At 40.9% G+C, this 23,686-nt stretch carries 22 protein-coding genes and 1 pseudogene; 4 read left to right on the plus strand and 19 right to left on the minus strand.

The annotated features are described in order from the left end of the window. Positions 1-35: 35 nt before the first annotated feature. From A33I_RS05330 to hutP, 4 genes are all read right to left on the minus strand, one after another. Positions 36-1,496 carry a response regulator transcription factor gene (locus A33I_RS05330; protein WP_022627438.1) on the minus strand — a complete coding sequence of 487 codons (1,461 nt, stop codon included), beginning with the start codon at positions 1,494-1,496 and terminating at the stop codon, positions 36-38. Positions 1,497-1,984: 488 nt separating this feature from the next. Further along, entirely contained in the window at positions 1,985-3,262 is a 1,278-nt protein-coding gene (locus tag A33I_RS05335) for a Na+/H+ antiporter family protein (protein ID WP_420796750.1), read from the minus strand. Between the two features lie 112 nt (positions 3,263-3,374). Then, the gene (gene hutH / locus A33I_RS05340) at positions 3,375-4,901 is read right to left on the minus strand and encodes a histidine ammonia-lyase (protein ID WP_022627440.1); all 1,527 of its coding nucleotides are present in this window, start codon (positions 4,899-4,901) and stop codon (positions 3,375-3,377) included. A 127-nt stretch (positions 4,902-5,028) separates the two neighbouring features. After that, entirely contained in the window at positions 5,029-5,472 is a 444-nt protein-coding gene (hutP, locus tag A33I_RS05345) for a hut operon transcriptional regulator HutP (RefSeq protein WP_012958745.1), read from the minus strand. Between the two features lie 220 nt (positions 5,473-5,692). Here hutP and A33I_RS05350 point away from each other — a divergent pair, with 220 nt between their 5' ends. After that, positions 5,693-6,364, plus strand: coding sequence for a FusB/FusC family EF-G-binding protein (locus A33I_RS05350; protein ID WP_235806161.1), 672 nt, complete (start codon positions 5,693-5,695; stop codon positions 6,362-6,364). 263 nt (positions 6,365-6,627) lie between these two features. Here A33I_RS05350 and A33I_RS05355 read toward each other — a convergent pair whose 3' ends face one another. From A33I_RS05355 to A33I_RS05365, 3 genes and pseudogenes are all read right to left on the minus strand, one after another. Next, complete coding sequence (locus tag A33I_RS05355; protein WP_235806162.1) at positions 6,628-7,011, minus strand: hypothetical protein; 384 nt, start codon at positions 7,009-7,011, stop codon at positions 6,628-6,630. 110 nt (positions 7,012-7,121) lie between these two features. After that, a pseudogene (locus A33I_RS20535) lies at positions 7,122-7,529 on the minus strand (DUF6143 family protein); the annotation flags it as partial. A 95-nt stretch (positions 7,530-7,624) separates the two neighbouring features. Continuing rightward, entirely contained in the window at positions 7,625-8,359 is a 735-nt protein-coding gene (locus A33I_RS05365) for a ZIP family metal transporter (RefSeq protein ID WP_022627444.1), read from the minus strand. A gap of 260 nt (positions 8,360-8,619) precedes the next feature. Here A33I_RS05365 and A33I_RS05370 point away from each other — a divergent pair, with 260 nt between their 5' ends. Further along, the gene (locus A33I_RS05370) at positions 8,620-9,051 is read left to right on the plus strand and encodes a GNAT family N-acetyltransferase (protein WP_022627445.1); all 432 of its coding nucleotides are present in this window, start codon (positions 8,620-8,622) and stop codon (positions 9,049-9,051) included. 171 nt (positions 9,052-9,222) lie between these two features. Here the strand turns inward: A33I_RS05370 and A33I_RS05375 are convergent, their stop codons facing one another. From A33I_RS05375 to A33I_RS05385, 3 genes are all read right to left on the minus strand, one after another. After that, entirely contained in the window at positions 9,223-9,720 is a 498-nt protein-coding gene (locus A33I_RS05375) for a fasciclin domain-containing protein (protein WP_022627446.1), read from the minus strand. A gap of 354 nt (positions 9,721-10,074) precedes the next feature. After that, positions 10,075-11,901: an X-X-X-Leu-X-X-Gly heptad repeat-containing protein gene (locus A33I_RS05380; protein WP_041203372.1), complete on the minus strand. Its 1,827-nt coding sequence runs from the start codon at positions 11,899-11,901 to the stop codon at positions 10,075-10,077. 2 nt (positions 11,902-11,903) lie between these two features. Next, a complete protein-coding gene (locus tag A33I_RS05385; protein ID WP_022627448.1) occupies positions 11,904-13,964 on the minus strand; it encodes an efflux RND transporter permease subunit in 2,061 nt (686 codons plus the stop codon). Positions 13,965-14,112: 148 nt separating this feature from the next. Here A33I_RS05385 and A33I_RS05390 point away from each other — a divergent pair, with 148 nt between their 5' ends. Then, positions 14,113-14,679: a TetR/AcrR family transcriptional regulator gene (locus A33I_RS05390; RefSeq protein ID WP_022627449.1), complete on the plus strand. Its 567-nt coding sequence runs from the start codon at positions 14,113-14,115 to the stop codon at positions 14,677-14,679. Positions 14,680-14,777: 98 nt separating this feature from the next. Here A33I_RS05390 and A33I_RS05395 read toward each other — a convergent pair whose 3' ends face one another. From A33I_RS05395 to A33I_RS05415, 5 genes are all read right to left on the minus strand, one after another. Then, positions 14,778-15,389 (minus strand): cupin domain-containing protein, encoded by a 612-nt coding sequence (locus A33I_RS05395; RefSeq protein ID WP_022627450.1) that lies wholly within the window; start codon positions 15,387-15,389, stop codon positions 14,778-14,780. 157 nt (positions 15,390-15,546) lie between these two features. Continuing rightward, positions 15,547-16,374 carry an MBL fold metallo-hydrolase gene (locus tag A33I_RS05400; RefSeq protein ID WP_022627451.1) on the minus strand — a complete coding sequence of 276 codons (828 nt, stop codon included), beginning with the start codon at positions 16,372-16,374 and terminating at the stop codon, positions 15,547-15,549. Positions 16,375-16,506: 132 nt separating this feature from the next. After that, the gene (locus A33I_RS05405; RefSeq protein WP_022627452.1) at positions 16,507-17,427 is read right to left on the minus strand and encodes a cupin domain-containing protein; all 921 of its coding nucleotides are present in this window, start codon (positions 17,425-17,427) and stop codon (positions 16,507-16,509) included. A gap of 351 nt (positions 17,428-17,778) precedes the next feature. Continuing rightward, complete coding sequence (locus A33I_RS05410) at positions 17,779-19,446, minus strand: ribonuclease J (protein WP_031311438.1); 1,668 nt, start codon at positions 19,444-19,446, stop codon at positions 17,779-17,781. A gap of 90 nt (positions 19,447-19,536) precedes the next feature. Next, a complete protein-coding gene (locus A33I_RS05415; protein ID WP_022627454.1) occupies positions 19,537-19,980 on the minus strand; it encodes a DUF4181 domain-containing protein in 444 nt (147 codons plus the stop codon). Positions 19,981-20,069: 89 nt separating this feature from the next. Here A33I_RS05415 and A33I_RS05420 point away from each other — a divergent pair, with 89 nt between their 5' ends. Further along, on the plus strand, positions 20,070-20,927 hold the full coding sequence (locus A33I_RS05420) for a manganese catalase family protein (RefSeq protein ID WP_022627455.1): 858 nt from the start codon (positions 20,070-20,072) through the stop codon (positions 20,925-20,927). A gap of 179 nt (positions 20,928-21,106) precedes the next feature. Here A33I_RS05420 and A33I_RS21060 read toward each other — a convergent pair whose 3' ends face one another. The 4 genes from A33I_RS21060 to A33I_RS05445 form a co-directional block, all read right to left on the minus strand. Continuing rightward, a complete protein-coding gene (locus tag A33I_RS21060; protein ID WP_022627456.1) occupies positions 21,107-21,304 on the minus strand; it encodes a hypothetical protein in 198 nt (65 codons plus the stop codon). A gap of 249 nt (positions 21,305-21,553) precedes the next feature. Continuing rightward, positions 21,554-21,799, minus strand: a complete 246-nt coding sequence (locus A33I_RS05430) for a hypothetical protein (protein WP_022627457.1) — start codon at positions 21,797-21,799, stop codon at positions 21,554-21,556. Positions 21,800-22,404: 605 nt separating this feature from the next. Further along, positions 22,405-23,190: an SDR family oxidoreductase gene (locus A33I_RS05440; RefSeq protein WP_022627459.1), complete on the minus strand. Its 786-nt coding sequence runs from the start codon at positions 23,188-23,190 to the stop codon at positions 22,405-22,407. Positions 23,191-23,441: 251 nt separating this feature from the next. Then, positions 23,442-23,678: a hypothetical protein gene (locus A33I_RS05445; protein WP_022627460.1), complete on the minus strand. Its 237-nt coding sequence runs from the start codon at positions 23,676-23,678 to the stop codon at positions 23,442-23,444. Positions 23,679-23,686 lie beyond the last annotated feature (8 nt).

A 23,686-nucleotide genomic window follows, 5' to 3' on the forward strand; every position in this document is an offset into this window, starting at 1 on the left:
AACTCGTTTTTTTGTGTATGACATCAATGTACCCTTTATGCCCCGCTTCTAAAACTCGTAGGAGTGCACCTCTCCAATAATTTAAATTTTGCATTAAAATACGTCTGGTGTGAATAACCGGTAAGACTTGAGATCTCTTCTAAGGAGAGGTCAGTCTCAAGCAGCATCCGTTTCGCTTCTCTAATTCGAATTTCATGCAGTGTATCTCTAAATGTCTTACCACATTCAGCTTTAAACTTGCGGCTCAGCGTGCTCTTATTCATACGGAGAGCCTCTGCACATTGCTCAAGGCTCCACTGTGGATCCCAGTAATTTGATTCCATTAACTCCCTAGCTTTTTCAAAAAAAGTGCGCCGGCTATCTGTGATTTCATGACTTTCTTCAAGAAGCTCAGTTGTAAAGGTAAGCAGCTGCTGAACAATTTGATAGACAACTGGCTGGTGAATGATGTCTTGAAACACTCTATGATAAAAAGATTCAATCGCTCCCGATGCAATCTGATAGGACTTCATATGACGCCTGATTTGCGCTAAGACACTGGTTAAACGAATTCGAATAATCTCAGGGTCAGGGTATGGCTGTTTAAACGTTAAAAACTGTTTCCAAAGCCATTCACGAATAGATGCTAAATCACGTTTTTCAAGCATTTCAATCCATTGTCTCTGCTCAAGGGGAGTTAAAAAGGGATCTAAATCTTGGGGTGTATTCCTAGATGTATCGTCGATAATAATATCATAGCCTTCATAAAAGATACGGCTCGAAAGCTCAACTAATTCTTGATATAACTGTTTAATCGAGCTGTTTTTACCGCTGGATTTTACAACAATCGCAAGCGGTTCATCCATCTTTTTCTTCCAATCAGTCAAAAAAGCTTGATACTCTTCTTGTGTATTTAATCGTTCCCCCGTCTCTTGCACGCACAAAATAAGATTAGACAACGCAAACACATAGGGCTGCCCTGTAAACGAGAATCGCTTAACGGCCTCATGCACGAGTGTTAGGTTATTTGGATCTGGGGTTAAAAAGGCAGCCATAGTTATAGATTGGTCCGAGATGTGCTCTTGCATGAATAGATCGGGGTAATCAATGTTCTTATCAGATTTATAGTCAATGATGTGTTCTGAATCTTCCTGGTTTCTTACGTAGAAACGTATCTGCTGAAGGTGCTTCATTAAGTCTTCTGGTGCAAATGGCCGGAATAATATATCCTCTGCACGAAATTGGAGTGCTCGATATGCAATTTGAAACATGCGTTCAGATGATAGAAAAAGCCAGCGTACGTTTCTTAAGCTCATAAGACGATCAAAATATTCTCCCTCTTCACGGTAGCGGTCCATATCTAAGATAACCAAATCTACTCTTTCTGTTTCTATTCTCTCTTTTACTTCTTGAACTTTTGTCAGCAAGGTAAGGGTTACTCCGGTAAAGTGACTCTCAATCATCCACCGAATTCCTTGAGCTTCTAGTTCGTCTTTCGCTACTAAATAAACGTGCATCGTATACACCTTCTAACTATATTAAGAGGCCGGTTTAACTTATGGGAATCTGAACATTACAGAATTGAAAAGTTGGTAAACATGGTAGGTACTTGAGTCCGCCGCTCCTGAAATATGCTTCGCTTTCCGCGGTGAGCTGCTGAGCTTCCTCGGGCTTTAGCCCTGTGGGATCTCAGCCCTGCTCTAGGCACCGCTGGAGTCTACGCATATTTCATCCGCTGAGTTATTGCTTTTCCCCGAATCGAGTAGATTGATGTAGTTCATAGGCTCAGTTCTATTCACTAAGTGCTACTTATATTAAGGGAGCACGTTACAACATTCTCGTTCTGTTGATTGCAGCGGAAATCAACAACTTTAGGGGCTTTTTCGTGAGATACTGTAGCTCCCACAGTATGTTTCATTCAGTTGATAAGTCTTTCATTTAGTTTTTTGAGCCAAAAACTCTTAAATTATGTAGGACCCGCAGTTCATGCGGGTCGAATTGATATTTATAAAATCATCGCCGCTGCAAGACCAAATAAAAACAGCGGTATATTAAAGTGGATAAATGTCGGAACACATGTATCCCAAATATGATTATGTCTGCCGTCTGCATTCAGTCCTGCAGTTGGTCCGAGTGTACTGTCTGATGCAGGAGAGCCGGCATCGCCAATTGCTCCTGCTGTACCAATTAGTGCAGCTGTTGCTAGCGGAGAGAAACCTAAAGCTAGGCAAAGCGGAACGAATAATGCAGCCAGGATCGGAATTGTTCCAAAGGAAGAGCCGATCCCCATCGTGATGAACATCCCGACAAATAGCATTAGGATGGCAGCAAGCAGCATGCTGTTACCGAGGTAAGCTGACGAGGTTTCTACTAACAACTCCACTGCCCCAGTTTCTTTTAAAATGGTCGCATAACCTGAAGCAATCAGCATAACAAAAGCGATCATTCCCATCATCTTAATTCCGTCATTAACAAACTGATCCCCGTATTTGAAAGGCACTACTCTAAAAGCAAACATCAATACTATACCGGTTAATGCTCCTAAGATTAATGATCCAAACGTCAGCTGTACAACTAATGTTGCCATGATCGCAATCAGTGTAAATACATGCTTCGTTGTAAATGATACATTTTCCTGCTCATATGCCGCGGCAATTTCAGAATCAGTCTCTGTATTAGGATAGATGACTCGATCTTTTTTGTATGTAATGAAAATGGCAATAAGCAACCCTGCTACCATTCCAAGTCCAGGTAACAGCATGGCGAGCGGAATTTGGCTTGTTGCAATCTCCATTCCGTTCGCTTGCATTTCCCCTGATATAATCCCGTGAAAGATCAGGCCGTAACCTGCTGGAATCATCACATAAGGTGCTTTTAAACCAAACGTTAAAGAGGTTGCCACCCCTCTGCGATCTAATTTCATCTTATCAAACAAATGTAAAAGCGGCGGGATAAGAATTGGAATAAACGCAATGTGAACCGGTACGACATTTTGTGAAAGAGAAGCCACTCCTGCTATAGCAAGCAGCATAAAGGCTTTCTTCCCTTTTAACGAGTTGATTAATAAACGAACTAAGAAACCTGTAATGCCGGTGTGTCCAATCATGACGGCGAAGGCACCAAGTAAAATATAGCTCAAGGCGGTGCTTGCCTGCCCTCCCATCCCCGATATGAGCATATCAATAGATGAAACAACCCCAAGCCCTGATACGAGTCCTGCAGTGAGTGCAGCGAATAAGATCGCCAGCACTACATTCACCCTAAGTAAACTGAGTACGACCATGACGATAACTGATATAACGACTGCATTGAACAAATGTCCTGCCCCCTTTTAGTTACCTTATCTAAATCTAATGAAGCAGCACTCACCTAGAGAAATCTAGGTGAATGACACCTTATGCTTTTGTACGGCTGTGATCTTTTGAAGACTGCCCCGCAGGTAAACTAGCCCCTTTTAACCATGAAGCTACGGCTTCAATATCATTTGAAAAGATGCGATCTTTAGCAATAAATGGAGCGACCTCTCTTCCTTCTTCTAAAAATTGCTTTGTAGCTTGTGCCATTAAATCAGTGCCACGGATCTCAGCAGCCTGCATCGCGCAAATTGTCTCAATTGCTAAGACACGGCGGGCGTTGGTGATCACTTGATGAGCATGGCGTGAACCGATCGTTCCCATGCTGACATGGTCCTCTTGATTCGCTGATGACGGGATAGAATCTACACTCGCCGGATGCGCAAGCGTCTTATTTTCAGAAACAAGTGAGGCCGCTGCATACTGCATAATCATTGCCCCTGATTGCAGGCCAGGCTCTGGACTTAAAAATGGCGGCAAATCATTTAATTGCGGATTAACCAGCCGCTCAATCCGGCGTTCTGAAATATTAGCAAGCTCAGCCATAGCAATCGCTAAGAAGTCCATCGCAAACGCAATTGGCTGTCCGTGAAAATTGCCGCCTGAGAGAACTTTTTCGCCGTTATTGAAAATTAGCGGATTATCCGTTGCAGCATTTATTTCAATCTCAAGCTTTTCTTTTACATAATTTAACGCCTGCCAAGTCGCCCCGTGCACCTGCGGGATGCAGCGGATCGAATAGGCATCCTGCACGCGAAGCTCGCCTGGTCTTGTTGTCAACTGGCTGTCAGCTAAGTGATCGCGGATTCGTCTAGCTACCTCTACCTGTTCCTTATAACCGCGAGCGAGGTGAATGTCCTCATCAAAAGCATCAATAATACCTCTTAATCCCTCAATTGTCATTCCAGCAATGTACTCTGATTGATAAGCAAGTTTCTCCGCTTCTAAATAGGCAACCACTCCCATTGCAGTCATCGCCTGAGTACCGTTAATTAAAGCGAGACCTTCTTTAGCAGTTAATGTAATAGGAAAGAGCCCTTCTTTTGTTAAGGCTGTTAGAGCAGGCACTTTCTCTCCTTTATACAGCACGTCTCCTTCGCCAATTAGAGCTAATGCTAAATGCGAAAGCGGCGCTAAGTCTCCGCTTGCCCCAAGGGATCCTTGCTGCGGAATCACTGGATGAATTTTCGCGTTTACTAAATCAAGCAATCTCTCTATGACAACAGGTCTGACGCCTGAAAATCCCTTAAGTAGCGCATTTGCGCGAAGCAAAAGCATAGCTCGTGATACAACTTCTGGAAATGGCTCTCCTATTCCACATGCGTGAGAGCGAATTAAGTTAAGCTGGAGTGTCTCAACATCTTCCTTGCCGATATACACATCACTAAATTTTCCAAAGCCAGTTGTAATGCCATAGACGATTCGTTCTTCTTCCACTATCTTCTCAACCGCTTTTCGACTTTCTTCTACTTTTCTAAGACTCTCATCTGAAAAACTTACTTTAACCTCATCAAATAACACACGATTTACTTCTTCAAATGTTAATGTCTGTCCGTTTAACAACACCATGTTCTTCTCCCCTATCTTTTTACTTTAGGTAAGTAAAGGATCAACAGAAAAGGGGACTATATCAAAGAAATCTCTTGAAAAGATTCCTAAGATATAGCCCCCTATTTGCTAAAATACTATGGGCATATTATATGTGGTTTACTCCAAGGCCGATCGCCTCATGCTCGGATCCCTTAACAGGCGCTCCAATCGTTCCGTAAAGAGAAACGGCAATCCAATCTCCTTCTTGCGCGTTTTCATACGGATTTCCACGGAGCACTGCAAATGTCAGTCCAACGGTTCTGTGCACCGAACCTAACTGGACCTGCCCTCGCGTGACACCATGCAAGGCTTCCATAATCGCATGATACAACGCATGCGACTCACGATATAAATCTGGTTGTATAATCCCATTTTTCTTCGCTGCTGTTTCAATGGCTGCAACGACTTTATGTGCTTCCATTGATCCTACTTTCCCTTTACAGCCAATCCAATCCAGCTGCCGAAGCCTCTCTAATTCCCCTTCTGACTCATCTGAAAGAAGGAGTAAAACGGCATGCCGGCCGATGCGTCGTTCCTTATTTAAAGCCATACAAACAACTCTTTCACTTATCAACTTGGCGCTCGCCATCTAATATCTACTAAAATTAGTGTAAGCGCTTTAATTGCCACTGTCAACAGAAATTTCTAATTATACAGGCGATTCAGGATAATTGGGCATGTGTATACGTACTGTGATGTATAAGGTATTATTTCTTTATCAAGCCTAGTTGTTCTTGTATAATGAGCCAATAGAGATAAAGGATTGGGAGGTGGATAAATTGAGAAGTAAATATGATGTAGTCGAAATGATTGTCCCTTTTTTGAGAAGCGACCAGTACAACTTTATCAGGTATCAAATCGGCACTCTCGTTCATGCTCATACAACGGTTAAAGATGCTGGAGTATTGCATGCATTAAAAGGCAGTGCTTTAGATAAAATTACAGATATGCTGACAGATGCGACTCCTGGTCAACTAGAGCTACTCGAACAGGTCATCACTGCAGAAGATTTTGCTAATGCAGAATTTGAGCTTAGAGAATTGAAGCAATATGTGATCCCCTTTCCTCATATAACGGATAAAACGATTGCAAAGCTATTTCCTAAAGCTAAGAAACTAAAAGCCCCATCTCTTGATGAGCTCGATTATAGAGAGCTCTCTTATTTTGGCTGGTATGATATACGTTCGGAGCGAAAGTTTTTAATTGTCCGTGATCAAGATGTGTTAAAAGGCATTCAAGGAACCTTTACGGAGAGCAAAAAAGGAATATGTTCCATTTGCAACGGTCATGAAGAGCTTGGATTGTTCATGGCAAACGTAAAAACAAGCCAGGAACAATACACAAATAGAGGCAATTATATTTGTAAAGACAGTGAGAAGTGCAACCGAAATATGATGAGTTTAGCTAAGCTAGAAACGTTTATTGGTCTTTATAGAGTGTGATGATGGGTCAGGAGCCTTACCTTGCGAGAGCTTGGAATTGTATGTTTTCAGTCAATTTATGCGCCTGTTTATGTGATCATTGCGTCTTTCGAACGGCTAATTGTGTCGGTTGCAGGCAGGATTGCGTCATTCGACTGCTATTGCGTCAATTTAGCGGGTATATGCATCAGTCTACTATGGGATTGTATTGATTCCATCTGTTTATTGCGCCCCTTCAACATCCACACAAAAAAGAGCTGCCCCGCAGGACAGCTCTTTTTTCATTACTTCGCTTTTTCCTCTCGTTCCTCGGCAGCTTCTTCTTCAAGTTCTCTCATCTCTTGATGAGTCTGCGGGAATCCGTTAGCGACCCAGTCGTCTTTGTGGGCTTTGTCGAGCTGAGTCAATCCTTCTTCCTCTGATGCAATGGGTGCGTCGGAACTTTCCTCTTTATCGGCTTCCCATACATCTTTATCTTCTATCTTATTTTCAGGTGTATCCCCTAATTCTGTTTCTAGTTCGTTCATCAGTTGGTCGCTTGCTTCATTTGCATTCGACTCATTTGCTTGTCCATTTTTCTTTTTTCTGAGGGCGGTTGTTGCTAGTACTGCGCCTCCAGCTGATAGTACGGAACCTAAGATGATACCTTTTGTAGATGTTTTCATCATAACCCCTCCACTAATTAAATGTATTTGATTTTTATATTCTCTTAGGTTCCCTGTATCTCCTTCTATTAATGTTTCAATTTTATTAAAAAATGATGACAAGACTCGACATTCTATTCGTAAATGTCCTTTTCAAACCAGCCAAATGCGAGCTCTGCCTCTGCTGGGCCGCCATCTAAGGTACGTAAAAAAAGAACAAATGCCCCGCATGGAGGGAAAATATATTTCCCGTCTTCATCACTAGCTAAAGTACTCATCGGCGGAACAATTCGTTTAAACGCATTGACCCCCTTTTTTGGATTGCCTTTTACTAGATCTGCTGAAGCAATCTTCACTTCTGGGTCTTCTAGAGGTGTGCGAGCAGTGTTAGCGGGAGTTACTAGATTTGAGATAGAGGGCCTCCCTGGCAGTTTGGGGTTAAACCATATTTCTGCAACGATAGGCTGACTTGAATAATTGGTAATGGTAAACGCATTGACGAATAAATCGATATCCGAACGAGTTGGATTAAACAAACCTCCCCATGCATGCTTCCCTTGGAGGGTGTCTGGACTATCTCCTTACTAACAAACGAAAAAGAAGCCGTACAAGAAAACAAACGGCTTCTAGCTGAACATTATCCAAAATAAAAAACTAAAACGAGCATTGAGAGCAGTCCAAAAATGAAGGCATAAGTTGCAACGGTTTCGTTACCGTCACCATGACTTTCAGGGATCAGCTCTTTGTACACAATAAATAACATCGCACCAGCGGCAAATGCGAGCCCATAAGGAAGTAAAAATTCTACTCTAGAGGCAAGTAAATAACCAATAATGGCCGTTACGACTTCCACTAAACCCGTAGCAGTGGCAATAAGGAAAGCTTTGATGCGGCTGATCCTTTGATTGACAAGGTATAGTGCAACGAGCAGTCCCTCAGGAGCATTTTGCAATCCAACAGCGAGTGCAATCAGGGGTCCTAAAGCTTCGTTATCACTTGCATAGCTCACACCTACCGCCAATCCTTCTGGCAAGTTATGAAGAATGATGGCTGAAATGACAAGCATTGCTTTTCGGTCGATTTCAATTCTTTGTGCTTTATGCTCAAGGTCAATATGCGGCACATTTTTCTCTAAGATCATAAGGGCCACCGTACCAAGCAGCACTCCTATAACGACCGTCCACACTGAACTGGAATATTCCATTGCCTCAGGTATTAATTCAAATGTTGCGGCTGCCACCATAATACCAGCAGCAAAAGCAAGTAATATATCACGCTTTCTATGATTCAGGTCACGAAAAAATAAGATCGGGATGGCTCCAGCCCCCGTTGCAAGAGAGGCCAGCAAGCTGCCAATTAATAAAGATTCCATGGATGTTCCTTTCTATTTTACGATACGAATTAACGATGCGAAATAACTGAATCCCAATCGTTTGAAAAAATGAGGTAAACTTATTATAATTCACTTTATCTTCAGATTCTAGGAAATTACCCGCATTGAAGGTTTAAACCTTAAGAAGTAAGGAAAAGGTATAGTTCACAAGCATGAATACATAAAGCATGTGAAATGCATGATTAACTACTAATGATTTATACTTAATAGATATTAAAACATTATTGGAGGCACGAATAGTGAAAACGAAACAGATTGTTGACATACATGATCTAGAAAAAGCCTTTCATATACGAGAAAAAGTGTTTGTGGCTGAGCAAGGTGTTCCGCTTGAAGATGAATTCGATGAATATGATCATCTTGATGGAGATTGTGATCACATTTTAGCTTTTTACGATGGAATGGCTGTAGGAACGGGAAGAATCCGAGTTGTTGAGGGGATTGGCAAGCTAGAAAGAATCTGTGTGCTCGAGCCTTTTCGTGCATTTGGTTTAGGTAAGTTAATCATTCAAGCGCTTGAAGAAGTTGCAGCGGGAAAAAAATTGGCGAAAGTGAAACTGCATGGTCAAACTCAAGCAGAAGGGTTTTATCACAAGTTGGGATATGAAACTGCTTCAGATGAATTTATGGAAGACGGCATTCCCCATGTGGTGATGACGAAGGAACTTTAGAGGATGGAGTAGTGCTGGGAATTGGTGCAATCATCTAGTGAAGTAATACAATAATGCTTATGAATGACGGATAAATCATCTCAAAAGATACAATTACATCCTCCGCCAATTCTCTAAACAATAAGAAAAAGGCTGAATAGACAAGCATTCAGCCTTTTTCTCTTCCACTTACTACTCAGCCGGAATCAATACAGCGTCAATCACGTGAATCACGCCGTTTGATGCCTCGATGTCTGCAGTAGTGACATTCGCATTGTTTACTCGTGTAGGGTTTAGTGAAATGGTCACTTCTTTATCAGCAAGTGTTTTTACTTTCATTCCATCTTTCAAGTCACTAGATAATACTTTTCCTGGTATTACGTGGTACTGAAGGATTGTTGCTAGGTCTTCACGAGCTAGAAGTTGGTCAGCTGTTACCCCAAGTTCCTTTAAAAGTTTGTCGAATGCTTCATCTGTTGGAGCAAATACAGTGAAAGGCCCTTCTCCTTTAAGTGCATCAACAAGATCAGCTTTCTCAAGAGCTGCTGCTAATGTGTTAAATTCACCTGCAGCAACTGCAGTTTCCACAATATCCTTTGCCTCTGTCTGTTCTGCAGCCAATGCGTTCGCTGTAAACGAGACAACCATCAACAATGCAAGTAATACTAATGCAAATTTTGTCTTCTTCATTTGAAAAGCCTCCTATGATCATTGGTTTAATGTTGTAGCTCCTGAGTAGTATTTGCTGTATTTACCATATAATCCGAATTTGAGGTAAATTTTTTTCTTCGTTGTGAAATTGACGCAATAATCCTTATTACGGATACAATTCTAGATTTCTTTGACGCATAAATCTGTTCAATCAACGCAATAACAACAGACTAGCGCATTTCAGCTGTTTACTAACACAATTAGAGGTTCGATCCACGAAATTATTCTCCAAACGAGCGCAAAAAAAGCTTGAAACTATACAATTGATCAGTGCTATCTTAATAGCACAAAAAAACGCGCACAGAGTTTTCACTCCATGCACGGTTTTATACGTTACTTTCTTCTAAACAAATCCATCAGACGGGTCCAAAAATTCTCTTCTTTTTCTTCCACATCTACTGTTACTTCTTGTTCTTCTTTTTTAATGGCTTCAGTCTTTATGACAAATTGTACCGTATTTACATTGTCGTTTTTATCAGAGACAAAGGACACGGCTTCGAAGTCTGATTTATCATATTCTGAAATCATCGCATCAATTTCTTCTTGCATTTGCTCTGGTAAATTACTCGTTGCATCGTATAACTTCGTTGTGCCAGAACGCAGCTCGCTTGTGCCGTTTTCAAGTTCAGTTGTACCGCCGGAAAGCTCACCAATCCCTGAATGAATTTCATTATAGGAGCTTGATAATTCACCTACGCCATTCGTATAGCTGACAAGACCTGAGTGAAATTCGCTGTAATTCGCTGATAATTCCGCGAGACCTTGCTGCAGCTGAGTAAGTGAATCCATGCTGTCCATATTGGCTAAAGATGAACTGAGGCCATTAGCAATGGAAGTGAGCGTGTCACCCATTTCTTTTGTTGCCGAACGTACCTCATGTAATGTAGAATCCACAGCTGCAAAAGCCTCACCTACAGCAGTATACGTACCTTTCGCTTTTTGGGCAGCTGCATACGAGTCCACTAATTTCTCGACAACTGCGGGATCTGCACCGCTCTCATACAGGCTTTGAATGTCAGATTCTCTGATTTGGTGATCAGGAATTGCTCTCATTGCCTCATCTAATGATCCATAGGCAAGCGTGTAATTTTCCCTTAAGGTACTTAATCCAGCAGATGTTTCATGCAATCCCTCTGCAATTTGTGTTAATCCTTGGGGTAGACTGTTTAAGTCGCCTAAATCCATGTTATCTGTTACTTGGAGAGAGCGGCTGATCTCTGATAAAGCTTGATCAATCGCTTTTGAACCATTGACTAATTCACTAGAGGAACCAGCCAGCTCGCTCATACCATTCCTAAATTGACCAGAACCATCATATAGACTTGTCACTCCGCTGTTCAGCTCTGAAATTCCGTTTTTTAATTCACCTACACCGTTGTCAATTTCTTTGATAGCATTTGATAATGAGTTGAATTCACTTGTAATCTCCTCGATATCAGGTGGATCGATTGACATTGTAGAAGGAACCGCAGCAATTTCAATTCCATCACTCTCAAAGTCGACAACATCAGCGGTAAGAGTAAGGACTTCCTCTTGTTCAGGCATAACTGTGAAGGTCACTTGCTTATTTTTCCCTGCATTCGCTATCATGCCTTCTTCTGCCTGAATATTATTGTACACGTCTTGTTCTAGCAACATTGAGACCTGCAATAAATAGTTCTCAAAAAATGCGGGGTCTACTGCATCATTTACTTGTGTTTCAATGTTTATATCTAAGTGGCCGTCTGCTCCGGCAAGCTCATCAGGCGATACTTCTTTTCCGTCTAGGACGTAGGTGATTTTGATTTTCCATGGCAATTCTAACGTGTTTACATTCCCTTGATAATAAAAGGGCCCTTTTTCTGCCTCCACTTGAACGTATTCATCCATTTGCTTAAGCTCTGTTAAATCAGTAAGGTTTTTCAAGTTGTCATATGTTCCGTAATCGATAATCGTCCCAGCCTCTGTCACATTTAACGTATTCACAATATACATTTGATCGAGGCTGCCATCAGCCAGTAAATTGGCATAAATCACTTCCTCTTTTGAAGCGAGCTCTCCTTCGGTTTGAGTTGTTGATGCAGCCTGAGCAGCAATCGTTTGAGGCGCTACATCTACTAAAAAAGATGGAGCGACAAGCAACACAGCTAGTACAGCAACAGGCAGTCGTTTCATTTTCATCATCATTTCCCCTTATAAAAATTCGCTTTTAATGTCGTTTTGCTGATCACCTTATCAAGTACATACAGCATCGCTGGCAGGAAGAACAGAACGAGTACGAACGCTAAGAGCGCTCCTCTTCCAAGCAGTAATCCAATTGATTGCACAACTGGATTTGTTGATGTAATCCATAAAATAAATCCAATACTTGATAAAATCGATGCAGATATTGAAATCGAGAATGTCTTTTCATCTAATGTTTTAATAATTGCTTGCATCGCCGGCATTTCTCTGCGGTGTTCTTTATATGTTTCTGAAAAAAGAATCGCATAATCAACAGTTGCAGCGAGCTGTACAGTGCTAATAATCAGATACCCAATAAAATCAAATGATGTATTGGTGAAATAAGGGATGGATAAGTTAATCCATACGGCCGCTTGAATCGTCACAAGCAGAATAATTGGCAGAGTCAACGATTTAAAGGTGATCAACAACACGACCGCAATCGTAACAACTGTCATCGTGTTTACAAAGGTATTATCCTTTTGAACCGTATTCTTAATATCATACAACGTCACACTCTCACCGAGGCTTAACGTTGTATCTCCATAATAGGAAGCAGCTGTTGCTTGAACGGCTTCTACGATCCCAAACGGAATGTCTCCCTCTTTTTCAGTATCCGTATTAATAATGATTCGGCTGTAATTCTCTGAGAAAAACTCTTCTGTGATCGACTCGTCTAAGTATTCAGGGGGAATTCCTGCTCCGACTGTATTCACATATGAAACAATATTAGTTACATGATTCATCTCTTCTAACTCACTGACAAGCTCTTCTTCTTTGACTAAATCACCAGCTGGCACTAGTAAAACAATCGGTGTTGATTCTCCAAATGTCTCTTGAATGGCAATCAAGTCAGCTCCAGTGCGGGTTGATTCCGGCTGCTCTCCTAGGCCGTATGTGAAAGCAGTGTTGCTTTGAGCTAAGAAACTAGGAACTAAGATTGCTAGAATGAGAATGAGTGTTGGGAATCTTACCTTCATAACACGTCTGCCTAATCCTTCAAAGCTAGGAACAAAATTTTTGTGCTTCGTTTTGTCCATCCATTTATAGAATAGAAGCGTTAACGCTGGTAAGAATACCATCACGCTGATAAAGCTTAACAGGATTCCTTTCACAAGGCTTAACCCAAGGTCCGCACCGAGCTCAAAGCTCATTAACATAAGCGCCATAAAGCCGAAAAATGTGGTCGCAGCACTTGCTGAAATCGGTGAAAAGGAATCTTTCATCGCAAGCTGCATCGCTTCTTCAGGATTATCTGTTTTCTTCCTATATTCTTGAAAGCTGTGAAGAAGGAAAATCGCATAATCAAGTGATACAGCAAGCTGGAGGATCGGCGCTACTGATTGAGTAACAAACGAAACTTCTCCGATAAAAATGTTCGTGCCTAAGTTAATCAGAACGGATACGCCAATCGCCGTTAAGAAAAACAACGGTTCTACCCATGAAGTTGTAGATATCACGAGAATAAAAATAATAATAGGGATGAGCAGAGCTGAAGCATACATCGTTTCAGTTCCCGCCATTTTTTGAGAGGTTGCTGTGTTGACCGCTTCACCGGCCATAGCCCCTTCTTCTCCGACCAATTCATAAATCTCATCTGTGATCCGTACTTCCTCACCTGCACGAATACTTAGTTGAAATAGTGCTTTATTGTCTACGTAATAAGACTCGACAGTATCAATGTCTGCGACTTCAATCGGTGTTTTTAAATCAATCGCATCATCTAGCCACATCACATCAGTTACCCCATCAATGGAAGCTAACTGTTCTTTAACTAGAAGAGCTTCTTGTAATGTGACGTTATTAACCATCACTCTTGTATCAGGTACTGAAGACGAGAATTCATTTTCCATTACTTCAATCGCCCTTGTGGACTGGGCTTCATCAGGCAGGTAATCAACCATATTATAATTGACAGACACAAAAAATTGCGCTGCTACAGAGATCACCGCAAGAAGCATAAATACAATCACAATGGACTTTTTATTTTTAATTATTCGTGCTGCTAAACCTATGATCATGCACCCTTTCTTGTCATTACACCATTTACACTTTATCATTATATAAACACCGTGTTGCTTATACAACAAACAGTTCTTTAGGATCCGTACTTTCCCCAACACATTCACAATAACTGTTGGATAACTTTTGACAAAAGGGTGAATCAACGTGAACGCAAAACTAGATAGGCGTAAAAAATATACACGAATGGTATTAAAAGAAAGCTTAATTAATCTATTAAAGGAAAAGCAGATTTCATCGATCACTGTGAAAGAATTATGTGAACTCGCTGATATCAACCGCTCCACGTTCTACTCGCATTATGCCGACCCGTATGACCTGCTTGCAAAAATAGAAGAAGAAATATTAGTGGATATGTATCAAACACTCTCAAGCTACAACTTTAATAAAGAAGATGAAGCTCTGCAGATGACCGAGAAAATACTCGAATATGTGGCAGATAATCGGAATGTGTGCAAGACGCTTTTGAGTGAGCATGGGGACCCTCAATTTCAACATAAAGTCATGAAGGTGACCTATGATTTTACAATGAAAAATTGGAAGGAAATTCACAATGCAGATGAGAAAGTATCAGAATACCTCAGCCTCTATGTGATCAGCGGCAGCTTGCATGTCTTGAAAAACTGGCTTGATAACGGCATGCATAAAACTCCAAGAGAAATGGCTGAAATGATTCATTCATTTACTAGTTACGGACTTGGCTCATTAAGATAATGAGAGTGTTTAGACATTAAAAAACTGCACCGCGAGTGGTGCAGTTTTTTGAAGTGTTGATAGAAAATATATTTAATCTCATATTCTGCAGTAGCAACCTAGTAATGATAATTTTGATAAGGATAGTAATACGATTGTTGATATTGTTGTGCAGGTTGATAGTTGTTATTCGCTTGTCGATTAGAGCAGTCAGCATAAGGGCCTATATAGGTGGACGGTTTCACTGGTGCTATTGCCTGCTGCCAAGTATTTTCATTAATGCAATACGTATGTGCCATGATATCTGATGGAGTAAAGGCTAATAAATCAGAACCTAAAATAACTTCAGGTGTTGAAGCGTTAAAAATAGCTAATAAGTGAGTGTTATCTTCGGTCGCCACTTCATAATGCCACCACCCCTGGGGCACATTGGCTACTTGACCAGGAGTAATTGAGAAATGGAGAAACTCTTTAGTAAATGGGTTAAGCATTGAAACGGTAGCTGCTCCTGAAATACAATACACTAATTCCGCTGCATTTTGATGATAGTGTGGTTCAACAACGTTTCCCTCACTTAAGAAAATATCCAACAACGAAACATTGTTTAACGTATTTAATTGATTCACACCCATCACGTTTATAAGGTTTTGATCATCTTTAATGAATAAAGGACTCGTATTAACATCAAAAGTATATTGAGCAGCAGGCGATGTATAATCAAAATCAGTCATTTCACTACACCCTTTGTCTTTTAGTATGAAATAAAAACATATTGGCATCATATGCATAACTGATTAGGCTGGTGTCATAAAAAGAATAATATTATTCAGTATACTTAGGTTTAGCATAAAGCGTAGATAATGAATGAATGTTCACTCAATTTAAAACTTAACTGTTTACTGGTTGATATGAATGCTCGATAACAGACCGGACAATATGAATAGAATGCCATTCTCCGCATGAAAATCGAGTAATAGGATAGGTTTTAGGAAATAGATCATGATTGATCTCTTCTACACTCTTGCCTTCCTCATGAAGCTTTAAGATAGTGCCCTCTAAATTGAGTAAATACTCTAATTTTCTAGTAAGTGCATCCCGCCCTTTACTCAAGTAGCCTGCATGACTGCAAAATACATCGTTAAAATCATACGTTAACACTTTCTTAAGAGACGTAATAATGTTAGGCACATGTTCCTCGCGCAGAACGACTTTCGTTTTTTCCTGACAATAAAGGTCCCCAGTAAAAAGCTGACCTGTTTCGGTGTTTAAAAACGCGAGATGGTCTGCTGCATGGCCTGGAGTGTTAATTACTTGCCATAATGCACGGCTTGATTGAAAAGAATCAGTAATTGGCTGTGCTGTAAATGGCCTCCGCTTGCCCCAAAATAACTGGCGGTAGAGCGGGTAATCGGCTTTCTTTTTACAAGATTCAATCATTAAGTTGTTCATATAAATAGGAATAGTAAGCTCCTTTTGCAAATAAGAGGCGCAGCCCGAATGATCTTCGTGATAATGAGTCAGCACGGCTTGATCAATCTTCAAATCTTTAAAGAAAGGGATAAAATGCTTTTCAAGAGATCTTGCTCCTGCATCAATTAAGATCCCGTCTATAAAAAAGCTATGAACATTCAAGTGGACTCCCTTAATTGAGATTGAGCCGTTCCCCATGAGCACTCCGTTTACAGTCTTCACCTCAAAGTGTTTCTTCCCTAGCATACACGCTCGACTCCCCTCTCAAGTTGGTTGTAACAGTAGTTTACCACAATTTAACAAGGGTGCCGATTTATTATTTGAAAATTAAAAAAGATTCAACAGGGATTTCCTGTTGAATCTTGGGATGGATAAATCTCAATAATGATTATGCTCTTCTTCAGCAGCCAACGCATCTTCTTTCGTTTCGTGCACTGTGCCAAATGGATGCTCGGGCGGTGCATAAATGGAGTACAATTTAAGCGGCTCATCTCCTGTGTTGATAAGATTATGATAGTATCCAGCTGGAACAAAGATCGCATAATCATCTTCAACCTCTTGCTGGAAATACAGGTTCAAAGGAGAGTCACCCATCTGAACAATCCCTTGCCCCTCTTCAATACGCAGGAATTGATCAAGGTTTGGATGTGTTTCAAGACCGATATCATCTCCGACATCAATACTCATTAACGTTAGCTGAAAATGTTCTCCAGTCCATAGGGCTGTTCTAAAATTTGTGTTCTCTTTTGTCGCTTCCTCTATGTCTACAACAAACGGCTGGCCGCCATAGTCCTCTGCTCGATGTTCGATGTCATAGCGCAATGAATCAAGACGAGCAGCATTTTCTTGTTCGCCATTTAAAGCCCATAATAGTGTTTGCTGTACATCCGGGTGCTGCGGGACCATGCATGAGCGATGGTACTCATTTAACCCTTCGATTTCTAATTCATACGCCTTCTGCAGTCCTTCTTGGTAGCTATTAACAGAAACAGGTTCAACATCATATACAGGATGACTGCCAGTAAGATTTGTATACAGATTAGTAAATTGTGATAAGTACGCCTTCTTTCCTTCAAGGGCGTAAAGAAGATTATCTCTGTGCTCTTGATTAGGAGCCGCATTCGCTAATTGTGTATAAAGCTGAACTGCCTTGGCCTCCCTTTTCATGCCCTCAAGCAAGGCATCCGCAGCTGCTTGCTGATCATTCTCGAAGCTGTTTCTAGGCATATGATACGACTGGTTTACATATGGGTTTGAATTAGGGTAATAAGGATTAGTACCTTGTCTTCCATAATGCAAATTGGTCATCCCCTTTATCTAAAGTTATCAAAATCATCATATGCCTATGGAGAGATAACGTACATCATTTGATGGAAATTCTTTGGTTGTATGTATTCTGCTGTTGCGATTATTGCGATTGTATCTTTTGAAAGTCTTTATGGGTCTATTCATAAGTTGATTGCGCTGATTCAACTTGTTATCGCGTCGGTTGCCGGCATTATTGTGTCATTCCATCGTAATTGCACCGGTTTAAACAATTTGTGCGTCATTTACAAGTGGATATGTATTTATTCGACCGACTATTGCTCCTTTCACATCAAACCTACTTACCAAATAACAGCTGCCCTCACGGAAGGCAGCTGTTTCATATTAAATCTCAATAATAATCGGGATAATCATCGGCTTGCGCTTTGTTTTGGAGAAAAGGAACTCGCCAACTGACTTTTTGATCTGCTGTTTAATCGCTTTCCACTCCATTTTGTTCTCTTCGCGAAGTTCAGAAAGACTTTGCTTGATACGCTGATTCACTTCGTTCATCAGCGCTTCAGATTCTTTTACATACACGAACCCACGTGAGATCGTATCTGGATCTGAGATTAATTCTTTTTTGGATTTGCTCATGGTCAGTACAACAACGAGCATCCCATCCTCAGAAAGCTGTTTGCGGTCTCTAAGAATTAAGTTCCCAACATCACCGACGCCCATCCCGTCCACATATGTATGTCCTGCGTGGACTTTTCTTGTTTGACGGGCTTCTTGATTTTTGATATCAACGACATCTCCATTTTTCAGAATGAATGTATGGCCTTGTTGTACCCCGACTGATTCAGCTAACTGTTGATGCTTGTACAACATCCGGTATTCGCCGTGGATAGGGATGAAATATTTTGGCCGCATGAAGCTGAGCATTAATTTTAAGTCCTCTTGATATCCGTGACCTGAAACATGCATTCCCGTTGTGACGCCTGATCCATAGATGACATTTGCACCTAAAGCAAATAAGTTATCGACAATCGTCGTCACGCTCCGCTCGTTTCCTGGGATCGGACCCGCTGCTAATATTACTGTATCCCCGTGAAGGACATCGACCCCTCTAAAATTTCCAGTTGAGAGCCGGGAAAGAGCTGCCATCGGCTCCCCTTGGCTCCCGGTACAGAGAATGGCCACTTTCTCTGGAGGAAAGTCATTAATTTGCTTTTGATCAATCAACATCTCGTCAGGAACCGCTAAGTACCCTCTTTCTATCGCCACTCCCACCACATTTACCATACTGCGGCCAATCAGAGCTAATTTCCTGTTGGTTAGTATAGCAGCTTGGACGACTTGCTGCACACGGCTGACATTTGAGGCAAACGTAGACACAAAGACTTTACCCTGTGCATCCATGAAGGCCTTTTCTAAATGATGCCCGACCATTTGCTCGGACGGCGTTAAGCCGGGTCTTTCGGCATTCGTACTTTCCGATAGTAAAAGCAGGACCCCCTCTTTGCCGATCTCGGCCATTCTGTGAATGTCTGAATGCTGCTGGTTTACAGGAGTTAGATCAAATTTAAAGTCTCCGGTATGAACAATGGTCCCTTCTGGCGTTCGAAAAACAATCCCAAGACAGTCAGGGATACTGTGATTCACCTTGAAAAATTCGATTTTAATTTCCTCAAACGTTATCACTGAATCAGCTTGAATTTCAATTAATTCCGTTTCTCGTAAAATCTTATGCTCTGTTAATTTTAATTCGATCAAGCCCAATGTAAAACGTGTCGCATAAACAGGGACATTTAATTTCTTTAAAAAGAAAGGAATGCTTCCGATATGATCTTCATGTCCATGAGTGACAATGAGGGCTTTAACTCTTTCTTGGTTCTCAATTAAATAGTGAATATCAGGAATGATTAAATCAATTCCAAGCAGTGTTTCATCGGGGAACTTATTACCACAGTCCACGACGACGATCTCCTGCCCATATTCAATCACATACATATTCTTACCCACTTCATGGAGTCCGCCTAACGCATAGACAGACAATTGATCTCCGTTCATTTCCACTCTCATTCCTCCAAGCCTACAAATCGTTTTGCAGATAGTATGCCGTTTATAAGAAGAATCTATGAGTATTATGAAGCGTGATCATTAGAATACCCCGTAAAAATCGGTCATTAACATCGAGATGACAAGAATCGATGTAAATAGCACGAAGCTCGCAGTTAAAAGATAGCGATTGCGTTCCTCTGAATACTTATATTCCATCACGGCGCGTGTAGATTCCGTTAAAAAAAGCATAAAAAATAATAAAATAGCTGGATCGAAAATTCTGATCATCTCGATAGAGTCACTAGTTACATTTACAATCAGCGCAATGATCATGAACACCAAAAATATAGCCCGTATCGTCCTATCAATCACTTTGTGCCGTTTGTTAACATAGACAGCTTTATTGAAAAAACCTCTCTTTTCAAGCTTTAGGAGTCTTCGCATCCCTTCGTTAAATAAGAAAAGCACTAGTGCAGTTAACAAAATAAATATGAAAAATATTTCCCAAAAGTATGGTTCAATTCCGTATGGATACAATGCCATTCAATCCTTTCTATAATCAATTACTTTGGATAGTTATTAATGGTTTAGGAACAATAGGAAATGACTTTCATTCAAAGGTGGTAGATCCTATGTATTTCTATAGAGAAGATTTAATCAACATGATTGTTCCAGATAAGCCAGATCCACATGCAGCAAAAGTCTTGCAAGAAGCCCTTGGCGGTCAGTTTGGGGAAATGAGAACATTAATGCAGTTTTCATTTCAAAGTGCTAACTTTAGAGGCAAAGCGAAGCAATACCGTGATTTAATTAGAGGTGTATTCTTAGAGGAACTTAGTCATGTAGAACTCGTTCAATCAACAATTAATCAACTGTTAAATGAATCAGGCGGCGATATGCCAGGAAATCAAGCGCAAGATGGAGCCCCGTTAGATGATGTGATCCAAGCAGGAGCCAATCCTCATCACTATATTATGGGAGCTAAAGCTTCTCTTCCTGTTGATGCAGGCGGTAACCCATGGAATGGCTCTTGGGTATATGACCATGGAAACTTAGTAGCAAACCTTTTAAATAATGTGGTACTCGAATCCACCGGGGTTTTGCAAAAATCTAGAATTTATGAGATGAGCGATAATAAGACATTAAGAGAGACGATTGCTTTTCTGATTGTTCGTGATAATGCCCATCAAAATGCCTTTGCGAAAGCCCTAGAAACATTAGGTGTTGATTGGGGTAAGCTCTTCCCTGTTCCTAATTATGATCTCAATAAGTATCCGGAGTGCCGTAAGTATGTAGAGATGGGGTTCCATAATGCTCAGTTTAATTTCCGTCTGGATGACACACGTATGGGAGAAATTTTCCAAGGGACATCACCAAGCAGAAATGACGGCGAATTGGCTGTTACCCCGCCTCCTAAAGGGCATCCTGTACCAGAAATGCCTGATATGCCAAATGAACACGCACCAGGTTTAACGGATTTAAATAATTAATGTAAGATGTATGAGCACCCATGCTTATGTGGGTGCTTTTAGCTTATTTTAACCTGCTAAACCAGAACTGCCAGCAAGATAATCAGGATAAACAAAAAAGATATTGGTCCAAACCGTTTCGTATGTATTCAAAATTGACGCCTCTTATTTTTATTATGAATTCAACGGAAAAGCTCCCATCATGTGAGAGCTTCTTTTTTTCTACCAGAAGAAAAGGTTACAGCAACATCTACGTCTATGGCAGCAGCACTTTTTGCAGCAATGGTGATGGCGGCGGTCGTCACGCCTGTCATCACGACGATCATCGCGTCTATCACAACGATGGTCACGCCTGTCATCACGACGGTCGTCACGTCTATCATGGCATCCACAGTCATAGTGGTAACACATATTTACACCTCCTAAAAGAGAGATACTATATTATATAAACTCATATAATAGATGTATCCGCTATTGCTAGAGGTGTGAAAAAAATGTGCTGCTTACCATAGTGGTTCATCTAGTATTCTTCTCTCATCGGTTGTTTTTTCTCGAAGGTAGTCACGTTTGTCAAAATAGAGAATGGTGCTTATAGTAGCTAGGGATTCTTTAAATTCGTGTACACTCGCGTCACCACTCCTCTTTTTCTATTGCTGAGGAGTCTTTCTAACCTTTTCTCGAAGGAATAAAACCACATAAACCGCTACACTGCATATGACCATTTTTCTCACGGCCCCAACCGTCACATCGAAATTATGTTCAAGAACATAGACAGTTTCATTTGGGTGCACATACGGTATATAGAAAAACACCTCTTCTCCCCTGTACACGTACAATGAAATAACAAGACCGAAAATGATACCGCTAAAGAGAGACAGCCAAATCTTCTTCATCCCCAATCCCCCTTCAAACGGAATTTTTCAGCCTTTATTTTAATGAACTTTTTCAGTTTACCATCAATAAGTGGAAAATTTAAGAAGAAATGCGCTATTTTAACTTTATGTATTCTTGAGCAAATAAAAACCGCTCAAGAATGAAGTGTCATTCATTACAAATGACCTGGCAATTACCTGAATCATCACAGACAATGTCGTAGTGAATCGTCTCCCCACCCTCCGCATAACAAACGAGTATACAAAATGGTCCATTACATATTAGTTCACAATTATCAGGAATGTCTGCAATTGGGATGGTTCTAATGTTTAAAAGAGACTTAAACTGTTTTACTAGATTACGAATAGTCTTATTACAGCAGCATCTCTTTCTTTTCTTAGACATGACTCTATCACCTCCTCTCTCTTAACCTATGCATCGCATAAGAGAAAGGTATAGATGTTTTAAAGAAGGATAAACAAAACGGGCAGCCATCTCTCTTACGACTACTAGTAATAGACGAAAGAGACCTAATCATAGTAGATTTGGTCTCTTTTTAGAGATTATTATAGGTAAACTGAAAACTTTAAAAGACGCAACAGGATCCTGTTGCGTCATATCTTTCTTATATTTCTTTCGTCCAATTTTCTGCTTCCTCTTCACGCATTTGCTTTTCTGTTTCCGGAGGGTATACCGTTCTAAATTTATGAGAATCTTTTGGTATGATCTCGACCATTTTCGCAATCATTTCTTCAGGGTCAAATTGATCTTCTACACCTTTATCCTTTTCTTTCATCTCATCAAACGGCGAGTAATGGATGCCTTCACGCAGCCAGTCCCATTTCGCTTCAACCGCACGATCATTAAATCCTGTCGCAAACGGTCCTGGATTAATGGTAGCTACTTGAACACCAAAATAGTCCATTTCCTTTTGTAATGACTTAGCGACAGCTTCAAGTGCATGCTTGGTTGATGCATAAAGCCCTGCATAAGGACCTGCCATAGATCCGGCCATGGATGACATAAAGATGATCTTTCCTTTTCCTTTCTTTACAAACTTTTTCGCCGCAATTTGCGCGGTTTCAAGTGTGCTGAATACATTCACCTCAAACATTTCACGAAAAATAGACATTGGCACTTCGCCTAGAGGTCCCCCTTGATTAATTGCTGCATTGGCAACAAAGATATCGAAGTCTCGGCTAGCCATCTTCGCTCTTTCTTCTGGGCAAGTAATGTCCATTTTGAATACATCGAGCTCCACTCCTGCAGCTTTAGCAGCCTCTCTAAGGGAAGTGACTTGGGAATCAATCTCTACTCCTGCCATGACTTTGTGCCCGACTTTCGCAAGACCGATAGCGGTTCCTTTGCCAAGTCCTGTGCCAGCTCCTGTGATAAGAATTGATTTTGTCATATGTACCGCCTCCTTGAAATAGATGCTATAACCCATCTATTCCCTGGTAAGGAGGAGATAAACGTTTAATGAGATACGTTAGGTTATCATTAATTCGTTCTACTTTTCTTGTTTAAGAACCATACGTTCACTTTACCTGCATCACCTAATGTTAGGGGAACTTGATCAACGGATGCATTGTCATTTTGCTCCGAAAAGCCAGCAATGATAACTGCCCTTCCTGAACGGTGTCTATGTTATCTAAGGAAGCTTCACCTAATTGTAATTCTTCTAATAGAAACCAGCTCGCCTTGTTTCTGGACAGTAGATACGTTGATGGTCTCATTTGCTGAATAAGCGATAGCGATTGTCTCTTCATTAAGTGCAGCTTGAGAAAGAACGCTATCTGGTTGAGTAGGTAACGCGTCCTCCGGTGTTTCACCTGCTTGCATACAACCAGCTACCATAATAGAAAACACACAGGTTACAAAGAACGTTTTGAGTTTCATTTGAATCA

The sequence above is a fragment of the Alkalihalophilus marmarensis DSM 21297 genome (genome assembly GCF_000474275.2).
Classification (GTDB): Bacteria; Bacillota; Bacilli; order Bacillales; family Bacillaceae_D; genus Alkalihalophilus; species Alkalihalophilus marmarensis.

Excerpts from the sequence above, each read along its gene's own strand:
- A33I_RS05330 (WP_022627438.1), bottom strand. The coding sequence starts at position 1,496 with ATGCACGTTTATTTAGTAGCGAAAGACGAACTAGAAGCTCAAGGAATT.
- A33I_RS05335 (WP_420796750.1), bottom strand. The coding sequence starts at position 3,262 with ATGGTCGTACTCAGTTTACTTAGGGTGAATGTAGTGCTGGCGATCTTA.
- hutH (WP_022627440.1), bottom strand. The coding sequence starts at position 4,901 with ATGGTGTTGTTAAACGGACAGACATTAACATTTGAAGAAGTAAATCGT.
- hutP (WP_012958745.1), bottom strand. The coding sequence starts at position 5,472 with ATGGCTTTAAATAAGGAACGACGCATCGGCCGGCATGCCGTTTTACTC.
- A33I_RS05355 (WP_235806162.1), bottom strand. The coding sequence starts at position 7,011 with ATGATGAAAACATCTACAAAAGGTATCATCTTAGGTTCCGTACTATCA.
- A33I_RS05365 (WP_022627444.1), bottom strand. The coding sequence starts at position 8,359 with ATGGAATCTTTATTAATTGGCAGCTTGCTGGCCTCTCTTGCAACGGGG.
- A33I_RS05375 (WP_022627446.1), bottom strand. The coding sequence starts at position 9,720 with ATGAAGAAGACAAAATTTGCATTAGTATTACTTGCATTGTTGATGGTT.
- A33I_RS05380 (WP_041203372.1), bottom strand. The coding sequence starts at position 11,901 with ATGAAAATGAAACGACTGCCTGTTGCTGTACTAGCTGTGTTGCTTGTC.
- A33I_RS05385 (WP_022627448.1), bottom strand. The coding sequence starts at position 13,964 with ATGATCATAGGTTTAGCAGCACGAATAATTAAAAATAAAAAGTCCATT.
- A33I_RS05395 (WP_022627450.1), bottom strand. The coding sequence starts at position 15,389 with ATGACTGATTTTGATTATACATCGCCTGCTGCTCAATATACTTTTGAT.
- A33I_RS05400 (WP_022627451.1), bottom strand. The coding sequence starts at position 16,374 with ATGCTAGGGAAGAAACACTTTGAGGTGAAGACTGTAAACGGAGTGCTC.
- A33I_RS05410 (WP_031311438.1), bottom strand. The coding sequence starts at position 19,446 with ATGAACGGAGATCAATTGTCTGTCTATGCGTTAGGCGGACTCCATGAA.
- A33I_RS05415 (WP_022627454.1), bottom strand. The coding sequence starts at position 19,980 with ATGGCATTGTATCCATACGGAATTGAACCATACTTTTGGGAAATATTT.
- A33I_RS05420 (WP_022627455.1), top strand. The coding sequence starts at position 20,070 with ATGTATTTCTATAGAGAAGATTTAATCAACATGATTGTTCCAGATAAG.
- A33I_RS21060 (WP_022627456.1), bottom strand. The coding sequence starts at position 21,304 with ATGACTGTGGATGCCATGATAGACGTGACGACCGTCGTGATGACAGGC.
- A33I_RS05430 (WP_022627457.1), bottom strand. The coding sequence starts at position 21,799 with ATGAAGAAGATTTGGCTGTCTCTCTTTAGCGGTATCATTTTCGGTCTT.
- A33I_RS05440 (WP_022627459.1), bottom strand. The coding sequence starts at position 23,190 with ATGACAAAATCAATTCTTATCACAGGAGCTGGCACAGGACTTGGCAAA.
- A33I_RS05445 (WP_022627460.1), bottom strand. The coding sequence starts at position 23,678 with ATGAAACTCAAAACGTTCTTTGTAACCTGTGTGTTTTCTATTATGGTA.